General features: G+C 74.8%; 17 protein-coding genes and 1 pseudogene. 4 read left to right on the forward strand and 14 right to left on the reverse strand.

The features are described from left to right. Positions 1–70 precede the first annotated feature (70 nt). The 9 genes from GV155_RS15620 to GV155_RS15660 all read right to left on the reverse strand — a co-directional run bounded on the left by GV155_RS15620 (position 71) and on the right by GV155_RS15660 (position 8,808). Positions 71–1,093, reverse strand: coding sequence for an ADP-ribosylglycohydrolase family protein (locus GV155_RS15620; RefSeq protein ID WP_160009436.1), 1,023 nt, complete (start codon positions 1,091–1,093; stop codon positions 71–73). A gap of 91 nt (positions 1,094–1,184) precedes the next feature. Beyond that, complete coding sequence (locus GV155_RS15625) at positions 1,185–2,810, reverse strand: hypothetical protein (RefSeq protein WP_160009438.1); 1,626 nt, start codon at positions 2,808–2,810, stop codon at positions 1,185–1,187. Between the two features lie 123 nt (positions 2,811–2,933). Beyond that, on the reverse strand, positions 2,934–3,317 hold the full coding sequence (locus GV155_RS15630; RefSeq protein WP_160009440.1) for a type II toxin-antitoxin system VapC family toxin: 384 nt from the start codon (positions 3,315–3,317) through the stop codon (positions 2,934–2,936). Beyond that, positions 3,314–3,535, reverse strand: coding sequence for an antitoxin (locus GV155_RS15635; RefSeq protein WP_160009442.1), 222 nt, complete (start codon positions 3,533–3,535; stop codon positions 3,314–3,316). The genes GV155_RS15630 and GV155_RS15635 overlap by 4 nt, the downstream gene beginning before the upstream one ends. 19 nt (positions 3,536–3,554) lie before the next feature. After that, positions 3,555–4,919: a hypothetical protein gene (locus tag GV155_RS15640; protein ID WP_160009444.1), complete on the reverse strand. Its 1,365-nt coding sequence runs from the start codon at positions 4,917–4,919 to the stop codon at positions 3,555–3,557. 107 nt (positions 4,920–5,026) lie between these two features. Further along, a complete protein-coding gene (locus GV155_RS15645; RefSeq protein WP_160009446.1) occupies positions 5,027–5,206 on the reverse strand; it encodes a hypothetical protein in 180 nt (59 codons plus the stop codon). A gap of 267 nt (positions 5,207–5,473) precedes the next feature. Next, positions 5,474–6,934 (reverse strand): hypothetical protein, encoded by a 1,461-nt coding sequence (locus tag GV155_RS15650; RefSeq protein WP_160009448.1) that lies wholly within the window; start codon positions 6,932–6,934, stop codon positions 5,474–5,476. A 55-nt stretch (positions 6,935–6,989) separates the two neighbouring features. Further along, positions 6,990–7,733, reverse strand: a complete 744-nt coding sequence (locus tag GV155_RS20505; protein WP_201300197.1) for a DUF3824 domain-containing protein — start codon at positions 7,731–7,733, stop codon at positions 6,990–6,992. A 106-nt stretch (positions 7,734–7,839) separates the two neighbouring features. After that, positions 7,840–8,808 (reverse strand): LysR family transcriptional regulator, encoded by a 969-nt coding sequence (locus GV155_RS15660; protein WP_160009450.1) that lies wholly within the window; start codon positions 8,806–8,808, stop codon positions 7,840–7,842. A 119-nt stretch (positions 8,809–8,927) separates the two neighbouring features. On the opposite strand from GV155_RS15660, the pseudogene GV155_RS21150 reads away from it, so the two are divergent. From GV155_RS21150 to GV155_RS15675, 3 genes and pseudogenes are all read left to right on the forward strand, one after another. Next, a pseudogene (locus GV155_RS21150) lies at positions 8,928–9,857 on the forward strand (maleylacetate reductase); the annotation flags it as partial. Between the two features lie 100 nt (positions 9,858–9,957). Continuing rightward, positions 9,958–10,839: a S26 family signal peptidase gene (locus tag GV155_RS15670; RefSeq protein WP_160009452.1), complete on the forward strand. Its 882-nt coding sequence runs from the start codon at positions 9,958–9,960 to the stop codon at positions 10,837–10,839. Beyond that, positions 10,836–11,717 (forward strand): LamG domain-containing protein, encoded by an 882-nt coding sequence (locus tag GV155_RS15675; RefSeq protein ID WP_236554358.1) that lies wholly within the window; start codon positions 10,836–10,838, stop codon positions 11,715–11,717. Before GV155_RS15670 ends, GV155_RS15675 begins: the two co-directional genes overlap by 4 nt. Positions 11,718–11,787: 70 nt before the next feature. On the opposite strand, the gene GV155_RS15680 is transcribed toward GV155_RS15675, so the two are convergent. Next, positions 11,788–12,651 (reverse strand): 3-keto-5-aminohexanoate cleavage protein, encoded by an 864-nt coding sequence (locus tag GV155_RS15680; protein ID WP_160009454.1) that lies wholly within the window; start codon positions 12,649–12,651, stop codon positions 11,788–11,790. A 236-nt stretch (positions 12,652–12,887) separates the two neighbouring features. Between GV155_RS15680 and GV155_RS15685 the strand changes: the two genes are divergently transcribed. Next, positions 12,888–13,391, forward strand: a complete 504-nt coding sequence (locus tag GV155_RS15685; RefSeq protein ID WP_160009456.1) for a hypothetical protein — start codon at positions 12,888–12,890, stop codon at positions 13,389–13,391. A gap of 40 nt (positions 13,392–13,431) precedes the next feature. On the opposite strand, the gene GV155_RS15690 is transcribed toward GV155_RS15685, so the two are convergent. The 4 genes from GV155_RS15690 to kdpB are packed head-to-tail and all read right to left on the reverse strand — an operon-like array spanning position 13,432 to position 19,282. Next, positions 13,432–14,112 carry a response regulator transcription factor gene (locus GV155_RS15690; RefSeq protein WP_160009458.1) on the reverse strand — a complete coding sequence of 227 codons (681 nt, stop codon included), beginning with the start codon at positions 14,110–14,112 and terminating at the stop codon, positions 13,432–13,434. Continuing rightward, positions 14,109–16,601: a DUF4118 domain-containing protein gene (locus GV155_RS15695; protein ID WP_160009460.1), complete on the reverse strand. Its 2,493-nt coding sequence runs from the start codon at positions 16,599–16,601 to the stop codon at positions 14,109–14,111. Before GV155_RS15695 ends, GV155_RS15690 begins: the two co-directional genes overlap by 4 nt. A 40-nt stretch (positions 16,602–16,641) precedes the next feature. After that, the gene (gene kdpC, locus GV155_RS15700; RefSeq protein ID WP_160009462.1) at positions 16,642–17,268 is read right to left on the reverse strand and encodes a K(+)-transporting ATPase subunit C; all 627 of its coding nucleotides are present in this window, start codon (positions 17,266–17,268) and stop codon (positions 16,642–16,644) included. Between the two features lie 7 nt (positions 17,269–17,275). Further along, a complete protein-coding gene (gene kdpB, locus GV155_RS15705) occupies positions 17,276–19,282 on the reverse strand; it encodes a potassium-transporting ATPase subunit KdpB (protein ID WP_160011452.1) in 2,007 nt (668 codons plus the stop codon). Positions 19,283–19,302: the final 20 nt, after the last annotated feature.

Raw genomic sequence — 19,302 nt, forward strand, 5'->3', positions numbered from 1 at the left:
TCGGAGGGGTCGCCCCGATGCGACCCGGGTGTGAGACGTGTATCACACCCGGGGCCGGCGCACGGGCCCATCAGGCCAGGGCGGCGCCGGACCCGCCCTGGGCGGCCACGCGGGCCAGGCTGACGAGGTCCGCGCCGGTACGCCCGGGCCAGCCGTGCACCCGCTCGGCCCACTCCTCCGGCACCGAGGAGGCGCCCCACTTCGCGCCCAGCAGGGCACCGGCGATCGCGGCGATGGTGTCGGTGTCGTCGCCGATCCGGACGGCGGCGTGCAGCGCGTCCTGCAGGTGGTCGCCCGCGTGGCCGTGGCTGGCCGGCGTCAGCACGATGGCCGAGGTCGCCGCCTGCAGCGCGGCGACGGTGGACCCGTTGGCCGTGAAGTTCGAGGACGGACCGATCAGCGCGTCGTCGATCCAGCGCGCCCAGTCGGCGCGGCGCCCGGGCGGCAGCAGGTCGAGCCCGCCGCGTACGTCGGTCTGGCCACCGACCACCGCCACCCGGATCGCCTCGCACCACAGCACGCAGGACTCGGCGGCGAGCGGGTCGGCGTGGGTCAGCGCGGCCACGGCGCGGGCGGCCGCGGCCAGCTTCACGCGGTCGTCGAGGTGGGCCAGGGCGACCGCACTGGTGCGCATCAGGGCGCCGGTGCCGGCCACGTGCTCGTCCTCGTCCTGGTGCTCGGCGGCGTAGTCGGCGGCGACCTGCGTCATCAGCGCCGCCGGAGCGACGTGGTCGGTCAGCCGGTCCCGGGTCGCCCCGAGCACCGCCGCGGTCTGCTCGCCGATCTGGGCCGGTCCGGAGTCGAGGAACGCCAGGAACCCCGTCGCGATCGCGTCGAGCGCCTCGGGCGTGGTCAGGTCGGCGCCGGTGGCGGCGACGTCGGCGATGGCCACGGCCAGCGCCGTGTCGTCGCTCCACTCCCCCGGCGCGAGATCGCCGATCCCGCCGCCCTTCATCTCCGCCGGCTCGCCGGGCCCGGGGGGCGTCCCGGCCTCGTACGGCACCCCCAGCGCGTCACCGCAGGCCTGCCCGATCAGCACCCCCGCTGCCCGGTCGCTCTGCTGGTCGTCGAGTCCGTCGGTCACCGAAGCCATCGGGCCACTATGGGTGTCATCCGGTGCGCGGTCTACGGGTGCGGGCGCAGGTCACCCGCAGGGGTAGCGGCCCAGGGCCGGGAGACCGCCCTCAGCGGTCGACCTCCACGACGTCGATCTCGAGCGGGCCGACGGCGGCGTCGCGCGGGTCGAGCTCGATCGTCCACGTCCCGCCCTCGGGGCCGGTACGGATCGTGGTCAGCACCCTCCCCCGCTGGTGCGGCTCGTAGAGGAAGTCGGCTGCGACCGGGAGGTTGTAGCCCGCGACGTCGAAGGTGGCCGGTCGACCGGTCGGGTCGACCAGGCCGAGGTCGGTGACGTTCACGGCGTAGCGGGCGCCCGGCTCGGCCGCGAAGGTCAGCGAGCTGACCTCGCCGGGCCGCGTCGTCACGTAGGTCTCGGGCATGAACGCGACGCGGGTCGGCTGGTCGACGATCGAGGTGAACCAGATCTCGGTCCCCGGCCGCTGCTCGGTCTGGAAGTAGTAGTCGCCGTCCTGCGGCGGGTTCCAGTGGTCCTGCGACCCCGGACCGACCGAGGCGTAGTGGCCGGTGTCCTCGCCGGCGATGGCGAAGTCGAGGTAGTCCGTGCACGGACCGGGGGCGCACTCGGTGCTGAAGAGGTCGCCCTCCTGGCGCGAGAGGGTCAGCCACTGCACCTGGCCGGGTCGGCGCTCGGGGACGACCACCGGGTCCCCGTCGACGACCGCGGGCAGGAGCTGCACGCTCGAGGCCCAGACCAGCCCGGAGGTGGGCTCCTCGCCCTCCGGGACCCGGATCGTCGCGGTGTACGTGCCGCTGACGGAGGGGACGAGGGCCTCGCCGCGCTCGTCGAACGCGTCCTCGCCGACCTCGCCGCCCGGGCCCCGGATGTCGAGGTAGGCCTCCGAGTCCGGTGCGAGGTCGGACAGGGCGATCGTGACGGGCTCCCCGGCGCTGAGCTCGAGGGTCGCGACGTCGGCACCGGGGCTCGTCTCGACCCAGGACCCGGGGCCGTCGACGCGCAGCGGGACGACCCGCGGCACCACTGCGGTCATGACCGGTGCGGAGACGGCGCGCTGCGCCGTCTCGTGGACCGGGCGCACCACGCGGTAGGTGGTCTCCGTCGGTCGTCGGGTCCCGGGCGCCGGCGCGGTGAGCTCGAAGAGAGCCTGTGCGTTCGTACGGCCGCGGTCCTCGGTCGCCCAGCGGTCGCCGACCCGCCGCTGCAGCAACAGCGGGACGTCCATGTCCTCCGGCCACACGGGTCCGGCGTCGTCGCGGTCCAGGTACCCCTCGACGACGACCGTGTCCCCGGGCAGCGACGCCCCGGTCGCGACCTCGGCGACGACGCGGCCCGCCGGCTCGAGCACCCGCAGGGCCACCGGTCGCGACACCAGCCGCTCACCGCCCACGGGTGCCACGACCCGCAGGTCGACACGGCCGCCGGGCGGGGTCGTCGGGCGGGCGAACCGCCCACGCTCGTCGACGTGGAGAGGCTCCGCCCGCTCCCAGTCGCCGCCGTCCACGCGGCGCTGGAGGATCGCGCGACGCCCGGGGACCTCGCCGGAGACCCGCACGGCCTCCCCGGCTTCCAGGGTGCTCCGCCCGACGGCCAGCTGCGGCCGCGACGACTGCGGACCGCCCAGCCCCCCGTCAGCGGCGACCGCGCCCGTCGGCGCCGCCAGCAGCACCACCAGGCCCGGCACCAGCCGGCTGCCCGGCAGCCGGCCCTTCATCGATCGACCAGCTGCGCGCAACGACGTCTCCCATGTCCTGGCCCCACCGGGCCGCCCGGGACCTCCGTCCCGGCCGGGGTATCAAAGCACCCGGGGTCGGCGTCCGTGGGCGTTCGGGGCTCTTCACCCGGGAACGACGGTCACCACGCACCGGATCCCCGGGGCCGCACCGAGACGTCGGTCCGCGGTCAGCAGCGCGCACTCCAGCGTCTCGGCGAGCGCGACGTACCCGGCGTCGTAGGCCGAGACGTTCTCCCGGAGCTCCCAGATCCTCCCGAGCAGCCCGTGGACCGGGTACCGCACGAGCCCGAGACGGGCCCACGTCCCGACTGCCCGCCCGCCGTCGTCCGGGGTGATCCGACCCGAGCGGACCAGACGGCGCAGGCCGCTGGCCACCTCCGCGTCGATCAGGTGCGGGCTGTGCAGCTGGTCCTCGGCCATCGCGTCCCTGGCCGGGCCCGCCCCGAGGAGCCCGGCCAGGGCCGCCGAGGCGTCCAGGACGATCACCGCGCGTCGCGCTCCTCGTCCAGGCCCTCGGTGATCTCGTCGGGGGTCACCGCCAGGTCGGCCAACGCACCCAGCAGGTCGGCGTTGTCGGCGCGACGACTGACGTCGGCCAGCTCCCGCACGGCGACCGCGCCGACCGACGTGCCGTCGCGCTCGGCCAGGACCTGCAGGCGGCGTACGACGTCGTCCGGCACGTTCCGCAGGTACAGAGTGCGCATGTTGCACGATGCTAGCAATCTAGTTGCGCTGTGCCGAGAGAGTCCTCGCCATCCACTCGGGCAGGCCGCTCGCGCGACAGAACTCGGCGACGACCCGGCCGGACAGCTCACCGCGGTGCACCACGACCGCGGTGAGGTCGTTGACCCAGCACTGCAGGACCGCCTGCAGCCGGCGCTGCTCCCGCACCAGCTCCAGCGGCCCGAAGACGGTGACGCCGTCCACCTCCAGCCGGATCGTCGGACCGTGGCTGGAGGTGAGCATGGTCCGGCCGCCCAGCACCTGCACGGCCTCGGTGCCGACCTGGTCGTCCCACCGCTTGGCACACGCCAGCATCGCCTCGGTCCCGAGCCGCGCCATCAGGGCCTGGACGCGTTCGAGGACCTCCTGGGGAGCCAGCCACTCGGGTCCCGGGGCCCGCTCGTCGGTGGTCGACGAGCTGCGCACCGCACCTTGCCCGAGCGTCAGGGCCTGGTCCGGAACCTCGTCGGCGACCGCCTCCACGAGCAGGCAGGACTCGATGCTCACGCCCGCCGCGTCGAGCCACGCCTGGCGCACCTCCTCGTCGACGACCGGGCCGAGGATCGCCCGCAGTGCGACACCGACCTCGTCGACTGCCCAGGTCACCCCGAGGCCTGCCCGCAGCTGGTGCACCGCGTCCTCCAGGCGTCGTACGGCGCCGTGACGTCCGGCGCCACGGGCGGCCGCGTAAGCCACCGCGACCGCATGACCCGCCGGCGCCTGCTGACGCTGCAGCATGGCCGCCATCATCAGGCGGTACCAGAAGGACGCATCGCCGCTGAACAGCTGTGCCGCCCTGGCGAGCACCATCGCGTGCCGCGGGCCGTACGGCTGCCGCGGGCCCGCCGAGAACCGGCCGGGCAGCGCCCACCCGGGGGGCGCGGCCGTACCGGGTGGCAGCAGCCTTCGCAGGTCGTCGTACTCCGTGCGCAACGTCGCGCGCTGCGCCGTGGACAAGGCCCGTGGAGCCACGACAGGTGGACGCTCGAGCGACCACCGCACCGGCAGCACGGGGGCGTCGCGTGCCCCGAACGCCTCCACGCTGGCGGCCTCTACGGGCCCACCGAGCTCGAAGCGGACGGTGACCAGCCCGCCGTCGTACGTCTCCTCCCACCGGTCCCCCACCTGCAGCGCACCGTCGACCAGCCGCCACGCGAGCCGGTTGAGCAGGACGCAGGTGTCGCGCTGGCTGAAGTGCCAGTCCTCCCCCGGGTCGAGCCCGTCGGTGGGACGGGCCCAGATGTGGAGCTCCGGGTGACCTCGGGCGGCCAGCCCCTCGGTGTAGGAGAAGTCGGCGCCGCCTCCGTCGGGGTCGAAGATGGCGTTGACCATCCACCAGGGGCTACGGGTCGTCTCGGCGGTCATGCCCGGATCGTCGCCCCGTCAGCACCCGGGCCGCCGTCCGCTCGATCGACGGTGTGGAGGACGCGGCGGCGAGCACGACCTGTGGACGTCTCGTGGTTCGCGGACCATCAGCCGCCGAACCACGCCCGCACCCGGGCCTGCTCCTCGCTCGTGAGGCGCCGGTCCGAGGCCGCAGCGCGGCCGACCAGGTTGTCGACGAACGCCCCCGCGATGAGGTCGTCCAGCAGCCAGGTGACCAGCCGGGGGCGGCTCGCGACCACGCCGAGATCGAGGCCGCGCGGACTCATGCGCCGGCCAGGCGGAGCCCGGCCTCGCGGAAGGTCGCCGTCTCCATCCGCTCCGCCACCGCGGCGATCTGCTGGTTCGCGAACAAGCCGGGAGTGCCTTCGTGCAGCACGAGGTGCCGACCCCTGCCGAGCCCGCGTCGAGCCTCTGACCTGGGCGACTTCCCGGGTCGTGTGCCCCACGACGCGCTACAGCGCGTCCTCAGACCCACGACTCCGTATGACGCTCGCCCCGGCTCGCCCCGCTCGCCCCACACCTCGCCCAGCCGCTCAGCCCCGCGCGCCGCCCACACCCAGCAGCGCCGCCAGCCCGAGCGCGCTGCGCGGGGCATAGGCCGTGCGCCACAGCCCGCCGTGGGCGGCGGCGTACGCCTCGTCCTCCCAGGGGTGCTCGTGGCGCGGCCCGCCGCCGGTGTGCAGGTCGTGGACCAGCAGCGCGGCCATCAGCACGTTCGAGGTGGAGGGGTCGAAGACCTCGACGCCGAAGCGGTGCGCCCCCGCGTACGCCGCCGCGAGCCCGCGGTTCTTCAGCACCGACCGGGTCCGGGTCGGCGGGGCGACGTTCATCGACACGGTCACGCCGTCGTGGCGGGCCACGGTCGCGCGCCAGCGCTGCAGCCGCTTGGCCAGCGCGTAGTTCGGGCCCTGCTGCGGGACCAGCGAGTCGTTGAGGCCGGGGTCCGAGCCGGGGGCGTACGGGCGGCGCAGCAGCCGGCCGCCGGAGGCGGTGCGCAGCGGGCGGCCGAGGGCGCGGGCCACCCGCGAGCGGTCCTCGTAGGCCTGGGTCGCGGCGTCGACGGCCTCGGCGGGCACCGCGAAGACGTCGGTGGGCGTGGCCAGGAACGCCAGCTCGACCGCGTCCGTTCCTCGGTCGGCGGCCAGCAGCCGGCGGCTCAGCTCGTCGACCGCGGTGCTCACGCGGACGTTGGTCGCGCCGTCGGCGTAGACGTAGCTGCCCACCACCAGGGTGCCCGGCTGGGCGCCCAGCCAGTCCGCGAGCGCCGGGACGTCGGCGAGCAGGTCGGCGCCACGGTGGCCGTCGCGCGCCGGGTTGACCACGGTCGCCGCGCCTCCGCGCACCGTCTCGTCGACCCGGCTCCACAGGTCCTCGCGGGCGAGGTCGACCGCCGCGACCCGGGCGCCCCACCGCACCAGGGACGGCAGCGGGCCCATCTCGGAACCGGCGCCGACGACGGCGACGGTCCGGCCCTCGAGGCGCAGCCAGTCCGGGTTGGCCAGGACCGCGCCCACGGCCTCGGCCAGGCTCGGCTCCACCACGCCGGCCTCGACCCAGGCGTCGACCCGACGGCGTACGGCGTCCCCGCGCAGCCGCTCCCCGCGGTACGGCAGCACCAGCTCGGTGACCGGCTCCGCCGCCCCCTGCTGCTCGACGGTGTCGAACGGGGCCGAGGGCGGCCAGTCCGCGAGGCGGTCGTCGTCCTCGCCGGTCCGGTCGGTGGCCACGCGCATCCGGTCGTGCAGCGAGTCCAGCCCGGCCCGCGCCACGGCCACGGCGGCCTCGGGGGAGGCGAGGCCGGCCTCGACCAGGCGGCGGAAGTGCACCAGGTAGTCCGAGCGCCACCCGGTCTCCGCCGCTGCGGCCCGCGCCCCGACCTCGTCGACGGCGCGCAGCGCGTCGGCCACCACCGCCCGCCCGAGTGCGGTCGTGCTGCGGCGGGTCGGGTCGTGGGGGTCGGCGGGGAAGACGAGGCCGTGCTGCTGGTCGGGCATGAGGGGCATCCTGCCGCCTCCCGACCACGCCGCGCGCCGCCCGCCCGGGCAGGGGCTAGAAGTAGCCGCCCACCCGGATCTCGTCGTAGCCGCGCGGCACGGCGTCGGCCGAGAAGCAGTCCATCCGCGAGCTCTCCCCGACCCCGACCTGGTTGCCCGAGCAGGTGATCTCGGCGATGTTCTCCGAGCCGGCGTAGAAGCGGAAGATCAGCACCGAGCTGATGCCGCTGCCGAGCGGGCCCTCCTCGGTGGCGGTGACGCGCAGGCCCTTGATGGTCGAGCCGCCGACGTTCTCCCGGCCCATGCTCCACCCCTGGTCCGCGTCGAGGCCGTCGAAGCTGAACGCCTCGCCCTCCTCGACCACCACCGGGTCGCCGCCGGTGATGCCCTCCTCGACGGCGTTGTCGACCCCGGCCACCAGGCCGATCACCAGCGCGGCGCAGCCGGCGAAGAACAGGATGACCACGCCGAGCACGATCAGCAGCACGTTGCGGGTCGTGTTGCTCTTCTTCACCGGCCCGCCGTATGCGTACCCGCCGGGGGCGCCGTAGGGCGGCTGGCCGTAGGGCGGCTGCTGGGGGTAGCCGGTGGGCTGGCCGCCGTACGGGTTCTGCTGGGGGTGGGGCTGCTGGCCGTACGGATGCGGCTGGCCCTGCGGGGGCGCGCCGTACGCCGGGGGCTGCTGGCCGTACGGCGGCTGCTGGGGCACCTGCTCCGGCCCGCGGTACGACGTGTCCGGCGGCGGGTCGCCCTGGTACGGGCGGTCCCACGGGCTCTCGGGCGGCTTCTCGTCGCTCATCGGGCGTCCTCTCGGGCCGGCGGTCCCGGTGCCGGTCGGGCCCGAGGCCCCGGACGCTACCGAGGATCGGACCCGACCGCGGTCGGACGCGGTCGGACGGGTCCGATCAGTCCTCTCCCGGCACGTGGTGCCGCGCCACCGACGGCCCGAGCCGGTCCGGCTCCTCGGTGGCCAGCGCCGCGCGGAGGAAGCGCCCCAGCACCGGTGACGGCCGCTCGTTGCGCCGCCAGACCACGGCGGCCTCGACGGGGGCCAGCGGGGTGGCCAGCCGTACCGTCCGCAGGCCGGTCCCCAGCCCCGGGCCGAGCGCGCGCACCGACGCCGGCACGAGGGCGATCCCGAGACCGGCGGCGACCAGGCGGACGACCGTGCTGGCGCTGTCCACCGTGCGTCGGGCGTCGGGGGAGATGCCGGCCAGCTGCCAGGCCTGCCGGGTGTGGGCGGCGAGCCCGGGGAAGCCGTCGTGCGCGGTCGGCACGATCCACCGCTCGTCGCCGAGCGAGGCGAGGTCGACCGTCGGTTCCGCGGCGAGGGGCGAGTCGCCGGGCACCACGACGACGACCGGCTCCCGGTGGATCAGCGCCACCTCGAGCTCGCGCCCGCGCAGCCGCTCGAGGTGCTGGGTACGGGTGCAGTAGACGACACCGACGTCCGCCCGCCGGTCGCGCACGCGGTCGACGACCTCGGGGTCGCCGGCCTCGACGACCTCGGAGTCGACGTCGCGCGAGCGGCGCTCGAAGGCGACCAGCAGGTTGGGCAGGATCTCCCAGGTGACCGCGGAGGCCGTGGCCACGGCCAGCCGGCCCGTACGCCCCGAGCCGATCCCCCGCACCGCGGCGGTGACCTCGTCCACGTCGTCCAGCAGCCGTACGGCCTCGCGTGCCAGCAGCTCGCCCGCGACCGTGGCGTCGACCCCGCGCGAGTGCCGCTCGAGGAGCCGGACGCCCAGCTCCCGCTCGAGCTGCGCGATCGCGGCGCTCAGCGGCGGCTGGGTCATGTCGAGGGTGGCGGCCGCCCGCGAGACCGATCCCTCCCGCACGACCGCGGCGAAGTAGCGCAGCTGCCGGAGATCCATACGCAGATGCTATCGCTGGGCATGCCGATAGATATTGGACGTATGACACCGCCGGTCCGAGACTGGTCGGACGCCGCAGGTGTGAGCGCAGTCACAGCGCGGCGCGACCAGGAGGACCGATGACGCCGCTGGAGTTCCGGCACCAGACGTACGCGCAGCGACTCGTCTTCGGCGCGGGCACCGCCCGCAGCGCGCTGCCCGAGGAGGTCCGTGCCCTCGGCGCCACCCGGGTGCTGCTGGCCTGCACCGAGGCCGAGGCCGGTCTCGCCGACTCGCTCGCCGCCGACCTCCCCGTCGCCGCACGCTTCACCGGCGTCCGCCCCCACGTCCCGGTCGAGGTGGCGCAGGCCGCCCGCCGGCTGGCCGCCGACGTGGACGCCGACCTCGTCCTCAGCGTCGGCGGCGGCTCGACCACCGGGCTGGCCAAGGCGGTCGCGCTGACCACCGGCCTCCCGGTCGTCGCGGTCCCCACCACCTACGCCGGCTCGGAGGCCACGCCCGTCTGGGGCCTCACCGAGGGCCGCACCAAGACCACCGGCACCGACCCCGTCGTCCTGCCCCGGGTGGTCGTCTACGACCCCGAGCTCTCGGTCAGCCTCCCCGTCGACCTCGCCGTCGCCAGCGGCCTCAACGCGCTGGCCCACTGCGTCGACTCGCTCTGGGCGCCCCGCCGCAACCCCGTCCTCGACGCCACCGCCACCGAGGGCGTCCGGGCCCTCGCCCCGGCGCTCCGCGGCGTCGTGGCCGACGGCGGCGACCTCGCCGCCCGCGCCGGCTGCCTGTACGGCGCCTACCTCGCCGCCGCGACCTTCGCCGGCGCCGGCTCCGGGCTGCACCACAAGATCTGCCACGTCCTCGGCGGCACGTGGGACCTCCCCCACGCCCAGACGCACGCGGTGGTGCTCCCGCACGTGCTCGCCTTCAACGCCGACGCCGCGCCCGACGCCGCCGCCCGGATCGCCGCCGCGCTCGACGCGCCGGACGCCTTGACCGGCCTGCTCGGCCTCTACGCCGACCTCGACGCCCCCACGTCCCTGCGCGACCTCGGCCTGCCCGAGGACGCCCTCGACGAGGCCACCGCCCGCGTCGTCGAGGGCGTCCTCGGGCAGGCCGAGGTCGCGCAGGGACGTGGGGGCCCCCGGAGCCCCCATGAGCAGCACCACGACGAGGACCGTGCGCCGCGCCGCGCTCGGCCTCGGCGCGCTCCTGGTGCTCTCGGCCGTCGTGGCCGCCGTGCTGTTCCGCCTCGACGGGGGCCGCTGGTTCATCGTGAAGACGCCCTCGATGGGGCAGAGCCTGCCGGTCGGCTCGCTGGTCCTGACGACGCCGACCGAGCTCGGCGCCGTCGCCGACGGCGACGTGATCACCTTCCGCAACCCGGAGTCCGGGGTCGTCTACACCCACCGCGTCGCACGGGTCACCGACGCCGGCCTGCGGACCCGCGGCGACATCAACGCCGCGGTGGACCCGTGGGTGGTCGGCGCCGACGACCTGGTCGGCGGGGTCTCCTTCTCCGCTCCCGGTCTCGGCTGGGCGGTCCAGGGCCTGCCCCTGTTCTTCGTCGGGCTGGCCGTGGTCTGGCTGCTGACCATCCGCGTCGCGACCCCCCGCCGCTACTCCTGGCGCGTCGTCGGGGTGTCGATGTCCCTGGCGGTGACCACGTTCGTGCTCAAGCCCTGGGTCGGCCTGGAGCGGATGACGCAGGCCGCCCCGGCCGACGGCTCGCCCGGCGTGCTGCTCGACGTCGTCTCGACCGGGCTGCTCCCGATCGAGGCGTTCGAGCCCGACGGCCCGGCCTCGGTCTCCCTGGTCGACGGCCAGGTCGGCACGCTGCACCTGACCACGGGCGCCGACACCGGGGCGTACGACGTCCTCACCCGGCTCGACCTCTCCCTCGGCTGGTGGGTGGCGCTGGTCCTCTTCTGCCTGCTCCCCCTGCTGTGGACCCTCGCGGTCGGCCTCGTGCCGCACGACGAGCCCGAGACCGACCTCGCGCCCACCGAGCCCGAGCCCGAGCTGGTGGCCGCGTGAGCGCCCGCACCGCGGGTGGCCAGCGCCGTACGGTGCTGCTCGCCGTCGCCGCGCTCGCCCTTGCCCTCGTGGCCGCCGTGGCCGCGCCCAGCACCTTCGGCGGCTTCGTCACCTCGGTGACCAACCAGACCAACACCGCCTCCAGCGCTGTCTTCGGCCGGCCCTCGACCTGCCAGGTCGCGACGAACGTCGGCAGCCCGTTCTTCATCTACCCGATGAACGAGGCCAGCGGGACCGCGGTCGCCGACACCTCGAACCCCTCGCGGCCCGGCACCTACCGCGGCAGCCCGATCGCGTACCGCCAGGACGGGCCCTGCGGCGGCGACGCCGGCACCGGGGTCACCATCAACGCCCCGGTGACCACGAACACCGGCCGGGCGTTCCTCAGCGGCCCCACCCAGACCCAGATCAACCCCGGCACGTTCAGCGCGGGCATCTGGTTCAAGACCAACAGCCAGCGCGGCGGGAGGCTGATCGGCTTCGGCAACGGCACCGGGACCACCGAGTCGGGCAGCTACGACCGCCACCTCTACCTGACCAACGCGGGCAAGGTCGTCTTCGGCGTCTACCCGAACGCGGTCAGGACCGTGGAGTCGAGCACCGGGCTGAACAACAACACCTGGCACTACGCGGTGGGCACCCTGTCGTCCACCACCGGTCTGCGGCTCTACATCGACGGGGCGTTGGTCGACAGCGACGCCTCGGTGACCTCCGCGCAGAACTACACGGGTCAGTGGCGGATCGGCTGGGACAACCTGGCCAGCTGGACCGAGATCCCCGCCAGCGAGTACTACCAGGGCAGCCTGGCCTGGGCGGCCGTCCACACCACAGCACTAACCCCGACGCAGGTGCAGGCGATCTGGGCCGCCGGCCGCTGAACCCGTGGGACGTCATCCAGATCGAGGACACGGATCCTCGGATCGCATGACGTCCGCCCGCGTCCCCGGGTCAGCGCCCCCGGGCGGGCAGGCGCAGCAGCGCCCGCGCCTCGTCCACGTCGTACGGCGTCCGCCCCGCCTCGCCGGCCAGGCGTACGGCCCGCCCGACCAGCTGGGCGTTCGACTCCACCGGCACCCCGCGGCGCAGGGTGAGGGTGTCCTCCATCCCGACCCGCAGGTGCCCGCCCATCGCCAGCGTGGTCAGCGCGACGGGCAGCGCGGTGCGCCCGACGCCGGTGGCCGACCAGGAGGTGACCTCGGGCGGGAGCGCGGCGTGCGCGGCGACCAGCGCGGGGGCGGTGCCGGGCATCCCGCCGGGCACGCCCATCACGAAGTCGCAGTGCACCGCCCCGGCCGGCGGGGGGCCGTACCTGTCCAGCAGGCGGTGCAGGGTGGCGACCTGGCCGAGGTCGAAGATCTCGAACTCCGGGAGCACCCCCCGCTCCTGCGCCAGCTGGTAGAGCTCGCTCACGAACGGCCACGGGTTGAGGAAGACGTCGTCGCCGAAGTTCACCGTGCCGAGGGTCAGGCTGCAGGAGTCCGGCTCCGCGTCGAGCACCTTCAGTCGCTGCTCCAGCGGGTCGTGCACCGAGCCGCCGGTGGACAGCTGGACGACCAGGTCGGTCTGCTCGTGCAGCGCCTGCACCGTGTCGCGCAGCCGGGTGGCGTCCAACGAGGGAGCGTGGTCGTCGTCGCGGATGTGCACGTGCACCATCGCCGCACCCGCGGCCTCGGACTCCTGCGCCGCGACGACGAGCTCCTCGAGCGTGGTCGGCAGGGCCGGGCAGTCGGCCTTGGCGGTCTCGGCGCCGGTGGGGGCGACGGTGACGAGGATGCCGTCGGCGCGGGGGGTACGGGGCTCGTGGCTGCTCACGGGAGGACTCTGCCAGAGCAGCGGCGCGGCCCGGGCCAGACTCCTCGGGGTGCCCGGGCCATCCGGGACCTCTGTCCTGTTCTCGGGGCCGACGGGACGGACGCGCCGTACGGACAGGTCCACCTGCCCCCTCGATGAGAGGGCTCTCACCGGCCCCTCACCGTCACCTCACCCGACGACCGGAAGGTCACCCGTGCGCCGGGGTGGTCCCGGCCACGAGCCGAGGAGCAACCCCCATGAACAAGTCCGTCGCCGCCGGGTTCGGCGCGCTCGCCGTCGCCGTGTCCGTCCTGGCCGCCCCCTCCCCCGCCTTCGCCGACGAGCGCGTGTGCCGCGGCTCGATCGGGGCGGTCACGGTCGACAACGTCGTGGTCCCGCAGAACGCCACCTGCACCCTGACCGGCACGAAGGTCCAGGGCACCGTGAAGATCTCGAACGGCGCCACCCTGACCGCCCGCAACATCGACGTCGAGGGCAACGTGCAGGCCGAGGGCCACGCCAAGGTCGTCGTGCGCTCCTCCGTGGTCGACGGCAGCATCCAGCTGACGCAGGGCCGGGCCGCGGTGCTGGCCGGCAACCGCGTCGGCTCCGACGTCCAGTCCTTCACCAACCGGGCCGCCCAGACGTTCACCAACAACCGGATCAACGGCAACCTGCAGTGCAAGGAGAACAAGCCGAAGCCGACCGGCAGCGGCAACGTCGTGCAGGGCAACAAGGAGGACCAGTGCGCCTCGCTGTGACGCCCTGACGGACCCGGGTGCCTGCCGGCAGGCGCCCGGGTCACGGCTCCAGCGTGTAGCCCAGCCCGGGTGACGTCACGAGGTGGCGGGGGTGCGCCGGGTCGTCCTCGAGCTTGCGGCGCAGCTGGGCGGCGTAGACGCGCAGGTAGCCCGTCTCGTCCTCGTAACCGGGGCCCCACACCTCGCGCAGGACCTGCTCGCGCGACACCAGCCGGCCCAGGTGGCGGGCCAGCAGCTCCAGGAACGCCCACTCGGTGGGGGTGAGCCGGACGTCCTCGCCCCGGCGGCTGACCTTCTTCCGGGCGAGGTCGACGACCAGCGCCCCGACCTCGACCCGGGTCTGCTCGGGCTCGGGCGTGGCGCCGCGGCGGAGCGCGGCACGTAGCCGGGCAAGCAGCTCGTTCATCGCGAAGGGCTTGGTGATGTAGTCGTCGGCCCCGAGGTCGAGGGCCTCGACCTTGTCCTCGCCGTGCTGGCGCGCCGAGAGCACGACGATGGGCACCTTCGACCAGCCCCGCAGGCCGGCGATCACCTCGGTGCCGTCCATGTCCGGCAGGCCGAGGTCGAGCAGCACGACGTCGGGGTGGTGGGTCGAGGCCGCCTCGAGCGCGCCGCGACCGTCGCCGGCCACCACGACCTCCCACCCGTGGGCGCGCAGGTTGATCGCGAGCGCGCGGGCCAGGGCGGGCTCGTCGTCGACGACCAGGACCTTCGCCGTCATGCCCCGGCCCCCACACGTGGCAGCGACAGGACCATGGTCAGTCCGCCGCCGGGCGTGTCCTCGCCGGTCAGGGTGCCGCCGACGGCCTCGGTGAGCCCGCGCGCGACCGCGAGGCCGAGCCCGAGCCCGCCGGGTGAGGTGTCGTCGAGACGCTGGAAGGGCTCGAACATCCGCTCCTGCTGCGCGGCCGGCACCCCGGGGCCGCGATCGACGACCAGCACCTCGACGGTGCCCGGCAGCACGTGGGCGAGCACGCGGACCGGCGTCTCCGACGAGTGCCGTACGGCGTTGCCGACCAGGTTCGCGACGACGCGCTCCAGCAGGCCGGCGTCGGTGCGGACGAACGGCACCCCCTCGTCGACCTCGAGCCGGACCCGGCCCGGGGGGTAGCCCGAGACCGCGAGCGGGAGCACCTCGTCGAGGCTGCGGTCGGCCAGCCGGGGCCGGACCAGCCCCGACTGGAGCCGGGAGAGGTCGAGCAGGTTGTCGATCAGCCGCTCCAGCTGCTCGGTCGACGAGGCGACCGCACCGACCAGCTCGGCGCGGTCGGTCTCCCCCAGCGAGCCCGAGACCAACCCGTCGACGGCGGTACGCATGGTCGCCAGCGGCGTGCGGAGGTCGTGCGAGACCGCCCGCAGCAGCGCCGTGCTGGTGGCGTCGGCCCGCTCCAGCACGGCCGCGCGCTCCTCGCGCCCCCGCAGCCGGCGGTACTCCAGCACCAGGCCGGTCTGCACCGCGAACGCCTCCAGCACCCGCCGGTCGCTGGCCCGCAGGGGCTCGCCGCACAGCACGAGCAGGTGGTTCTCGTCGACGTCGACGCGGGTGTCGCCCTCCTCGGGCGAGGACGCGCCCGGTCCGCCGGCCGCGGCCACGACCTGCCAGCCGACGCCGGTGCGCTCCAGCAGGGAGACGGCGTCCTGCCCGAAGGTCTCGCGCAGCCGCTGGACGATGGCCTCGGCGGTGTCCTGCCCGGTGAGCACCGAGCGGGAGAGCGCGCCGACGGTGGCGGCCTCCGTACGGGCCCGGACGGCCTCGGCGGAGCGTCGCGACGCCCGGTCGACCACGGTGGCCACGCCCACCGCGACCGCGACGAAAACGAGCAGGGCGACCAGGTTCTGCGGGTCGGCGATGGTGATCGTGTTCAGCGGCGGGGTGAAGAACCAGTTCATCAGCACGAAGCCGAGCACCGCCGCCACCAGGGCGGGGACCAGCCCGCCGACGAGCGCCACCAGCACGGTCAGGGCGAGGAACAGCAGCAGGTCGAGCGGCAGCTGGTCCGGGTCGTGGAAGGCGTCGAGGACCAGGGTGAGCAGGACCGGCAGGACCACGGCCAGCGCGAGGCCGAGGAGCTGCCGCTGCCGGCTCAGCGGCGAGAGGTACCACCGCGGGCGGCCGGTGCGCGCGCTCTGCTCGTGGGTGACGAGGTGGACGTCGATGGTGCCGGCGAGCTGGGCGACGCGGTCGCCGGTCGTCCCGGCGAACAGCCGCCGCAGCCGGCCGTGCCGGGAGACGCCGACGACCACCATGGTGGCGTTGACGCCGCCCGCGAAGTCGACCACCGCGTGCGAGACGTCCTCGCCGACCACCGAGTGGAAGGTGCCGCCCAGGGAGGCGACCAGCTGCTGGGCGCGGGCGATCCGGCGGTCCTCGACGGTGGCGATGCCGTCGGTGGCGATGACGTGCACCGCGACCAGCTCCGAGCCGGCCGCCCGCTGCGCGAGCCGGGCGCCCCGCCGGATGAGGGTCTCGCTCTCCGCGCCGCCGGTCACGGCGACCACGATCCGCTCCTTGGTCGGCCAGGTGCGCGAGATCGAGTGCGCCCGGCGGTAGTCGCTCAGCGCGTCGTCGACCCGGTCGGCCAGCCACAGCAGCGCCAGCTCGCGCAGGGCGGTCAGGTTGCCGACCCGGAAGTAGGAGGTCAGCGAGGCGTCGATGTTCTCGGCCTTGTAGACGTTGCCGTGCGCCATCCGTCGGCGCAGGGCGTCGGGGGCCATGTCGACCAGCTGGATCTGGTCGGCGGTGCGGACCACCTCGTCCGGGACGGTCTCGCGCTGCCGGACCCCGGTGATCCGCTCCACCTCGTCGTTGAGCGACTCCAGGTGCTGGATGTTGACGGTCGTGATCACGTCGATGCCCGCGGCCCGGATCGCCTCCACGTCCTGGGCGCGCTTCTCGTGGCGGCTGCCCGGGACGTTGGTGTGGGCGAGCTCGTCGACGAGGACCACCGCCGGCGCGCGGGCGATCACCGCGTCGGTGTCCATCTCGGAGAAGGTCGTCCCGCGGTAGGTCGCCACGGCGCGCGGGACGACCTCCAGCCCTTCGACCTGGGAGGCGGTCTGCGCCCGACCGTGTGTCTCGACGTAGCCGACCACCACGTCGGTGCCCCGGTCCCGCCGCCGGCGGGCCTCGCCGAGCATGGCGTACGTCTTGCCCACGCCCGGGGCTGCGCCGAGGTAGACGGTCAGGCGGCCGCGCTGCTCCTCGCTCACCACCCCAGTATCCCGCGACCGTCCCCGCCCGGCACGGGGCTCAGCCGGCGAGGCCACGCACGGCCAGGTTGAGGAGCAGCACGTTGACGCGGGGCTCGCCGAGCACCCCGAAGGTCCGGCCCGAGGTGTGCTCCGCGACCAGGTCGCGGACCTCCTGCTCCGACAGGCCGGTGGCGGCGGCCACCCGGGGGACCTGGAGCGCGGCGTAGTCCGGCGAGATGTCGGGGTCGAGCCCGGAGGCCGAGGCCGTCACCGCGTCCGCCGGCACGTCGCCGGGGGCGACCCCCTCGCGCTCGGCGACCTCGGCCTGCCGCTCGGTGATCGCGGCGACGAGCTCCGGGCTCTCCGGGCCGTAGTTCGAGCCGTAGGTCGACAGGGTGTCCCAGCCGTCGCCCGCGGCCGAGGGCCGCGGGAAGAACAGCGGGGTGCCGTCGGCGAGACCGACCACGGCCTGCCCGACCAGGGCGGAGCCGACGGCCTGCGCCGGGTCGGTGGTGCGCTCGCCGTCGGCGGTGACCAGAGACCCGCGGGCCTGCCAGGGCATCGCGACCGCGGCGACCCCGGTGACCGCCAGCGGGTAGGCGACCCCGAGGAGCAGGGTGGCGGCCAGGAGCAGCCGGAGCCCGGCGAGGCTCTGGCGGAAGAGGGCGTAGAGGTCGTTCAGCATGGTCGGATCACAGTCCTGGGAGGAGGGAGATGACGAGGTCGAGGAGCTTGATGCCCACGAACGGCGCGGCGAGCCCGCCGAGGCCGTACACGAGCAGGTTGCGGCGCAGCAGGTCGGAGGCCGCGGCCGGCCGGTAGGCCACGCCGCGCAGCGCGAGCGGGATCAGCGCCACGATGACCAGGGCGTTGAAGACGACCGCGGAGAGGATCGCCGAGCCCGGCGAGGACAGCCGCATCACGTTGAGGACGTCGAGACCGGGGAAGGCGACGACGAACATCGCCGGCAGGATCGCGAAGTACTTGGCCACGTCGTTGGCCACCGAGAACGTGGTCAGCGCGCCGCGGGTGATGAGCAGCTGCTTGCCGATCTCGACGACGTCGATGAGCTTGGTGGGGTCGGAGTCGAGGTCGACCATGTTGCCGGCCTCCTTGGCCGCCGAGGTCCCCGTGTTCATCGCGACCCCGACGTCGGCCTGGGCCAGCGCGGGGGCGTCGTTGGTGCCGTCGCCGCACATCGCGACCATGCGTCCCCCGGCCTGCTCCGTGCGGATCAGGGCCATCTTGTCCTCGGGCGTGGCCTCCGCAAGGAAGTCGTCGACGCCGGCCTCCTCGGCGATCGCCCGCGCGGTCACGGCGTTGTCCCCGGTGATCATCACCGTGCGGATGCCCATGGCCCGCAGCTCCTCGAAGCGGTCCCTGATGCCGTCCTTCACGACGTCCTTGAGGTGGATGACCCCGAGCAGGCGGGCCGGGTCGGTCCCGCGCTGCTCGGCGACGACCAGCGGGGTGCCGCCGGACGCGCTCACCCGGCCGACGAGGTCGTCGACCTCGGCGGACGTCTCTCCCCCGGAGTCGCGGACCCACTGCACGGCCGAGGAGGCGGCGCCCTTGCGGACCCGGCGGCCCTCGGCGTCGAGGCCGCTCATCCGGGTCGTGGCGGAGAACTCCACCATCGTGGCGCCCGCGGGCACGTCGCGACCCTCCCCGTCCAGGGCCCCGATCAGGGTGACGATGCTGCGGCCCTCCGGGGTCTCGTCGGCCAGCGACGACAGCAGGGCCGCGTCGACCAGGTCCTCGCGCGGCACCCCGGTCAGCGTGAGCAGCTCGGAGGCCTGCCGGTTGCCGTAGGTGATGGTGCCGGTCTTGTCGAGCAGCAGCACGTCGACGTCGCCGGCGGCCTCGACGGCCCTCCCGGACATGGCCAGCACGTTGCGCCGTACGAGGCGGTCCATGCCGGCGATGCCGATCGCGGAGAGCAGCGCCCCGATGGTGGTCGGGATGAGGCAGACCAGCAGCGCGGTCAGCACCAGCACCGACTGCCCGGCGTCGCTGTAGTCGGCCACGAAGTAGAGCGAGCCCACGACGGCCACGAAGACGATGGTCAGCGCGGACAGCAGCACGCCGAGCGCGATCTCGTTGGGGGTGCGCTGGCGCTGCGAGCCCTCCACCATCGCGATCATCCGGTCCACGAAGGACTGGCCGGGGTCGGAGGTGATCCGCACGACGATGCGGTCCGAGAGCACGATCGTGCCGCCGGTGACCGCGGACCGGTCGCCCCCGGACTCCCGGATCACCGGGGCCGACTCGCCCGTCACCGCGGACTCGTCGACCGAGGCGACCCCCTCGACGACGTCGCCGTCGCCGGGGATCCGCTCGCCGGCCTCGACGACGACCAGGTCGCCGGTGCGCAGCGCCGTGGAGGGAACCTCCTCGGTGGCGCCGTCGGGGCGCCGGCGGCGTGCGGTGGTCTCCTCCTGCAGCGCGCGCAGGCTGGCGGCCTGCGCCTTGCCGCGGCCCTCGGCGACGGACTCGGCGAGGTTGCCGAAGAGCACGGTCAGCCAGAGCCAGACCGTGACCGACCAGCCCAGCACGCTCGGGTCCAGCACCGACAGCACCGTGGTGAGCGCGGCGCCGGCCTCCACGACGAGCATCACGGGGGTGGCCAGGAGCGCCCGCGGGTCCAGCTTCCTCAGTGCCCCCGGGAGGGCCTCGAGGAGCTGGGCGGGGGTCAGGATGCTGCTGCTGCGCGTGGGGG

It is taken from the genome of Nocardioides sp. AX2bis (assembly GCF_902506435.1).
In the GTDB taxonomy this organism is placed as follows: Bacteria; Actinomycetota; Actinomycetes; order Propionibacteriales; family Nocardioidaceae; genus Nocardioides.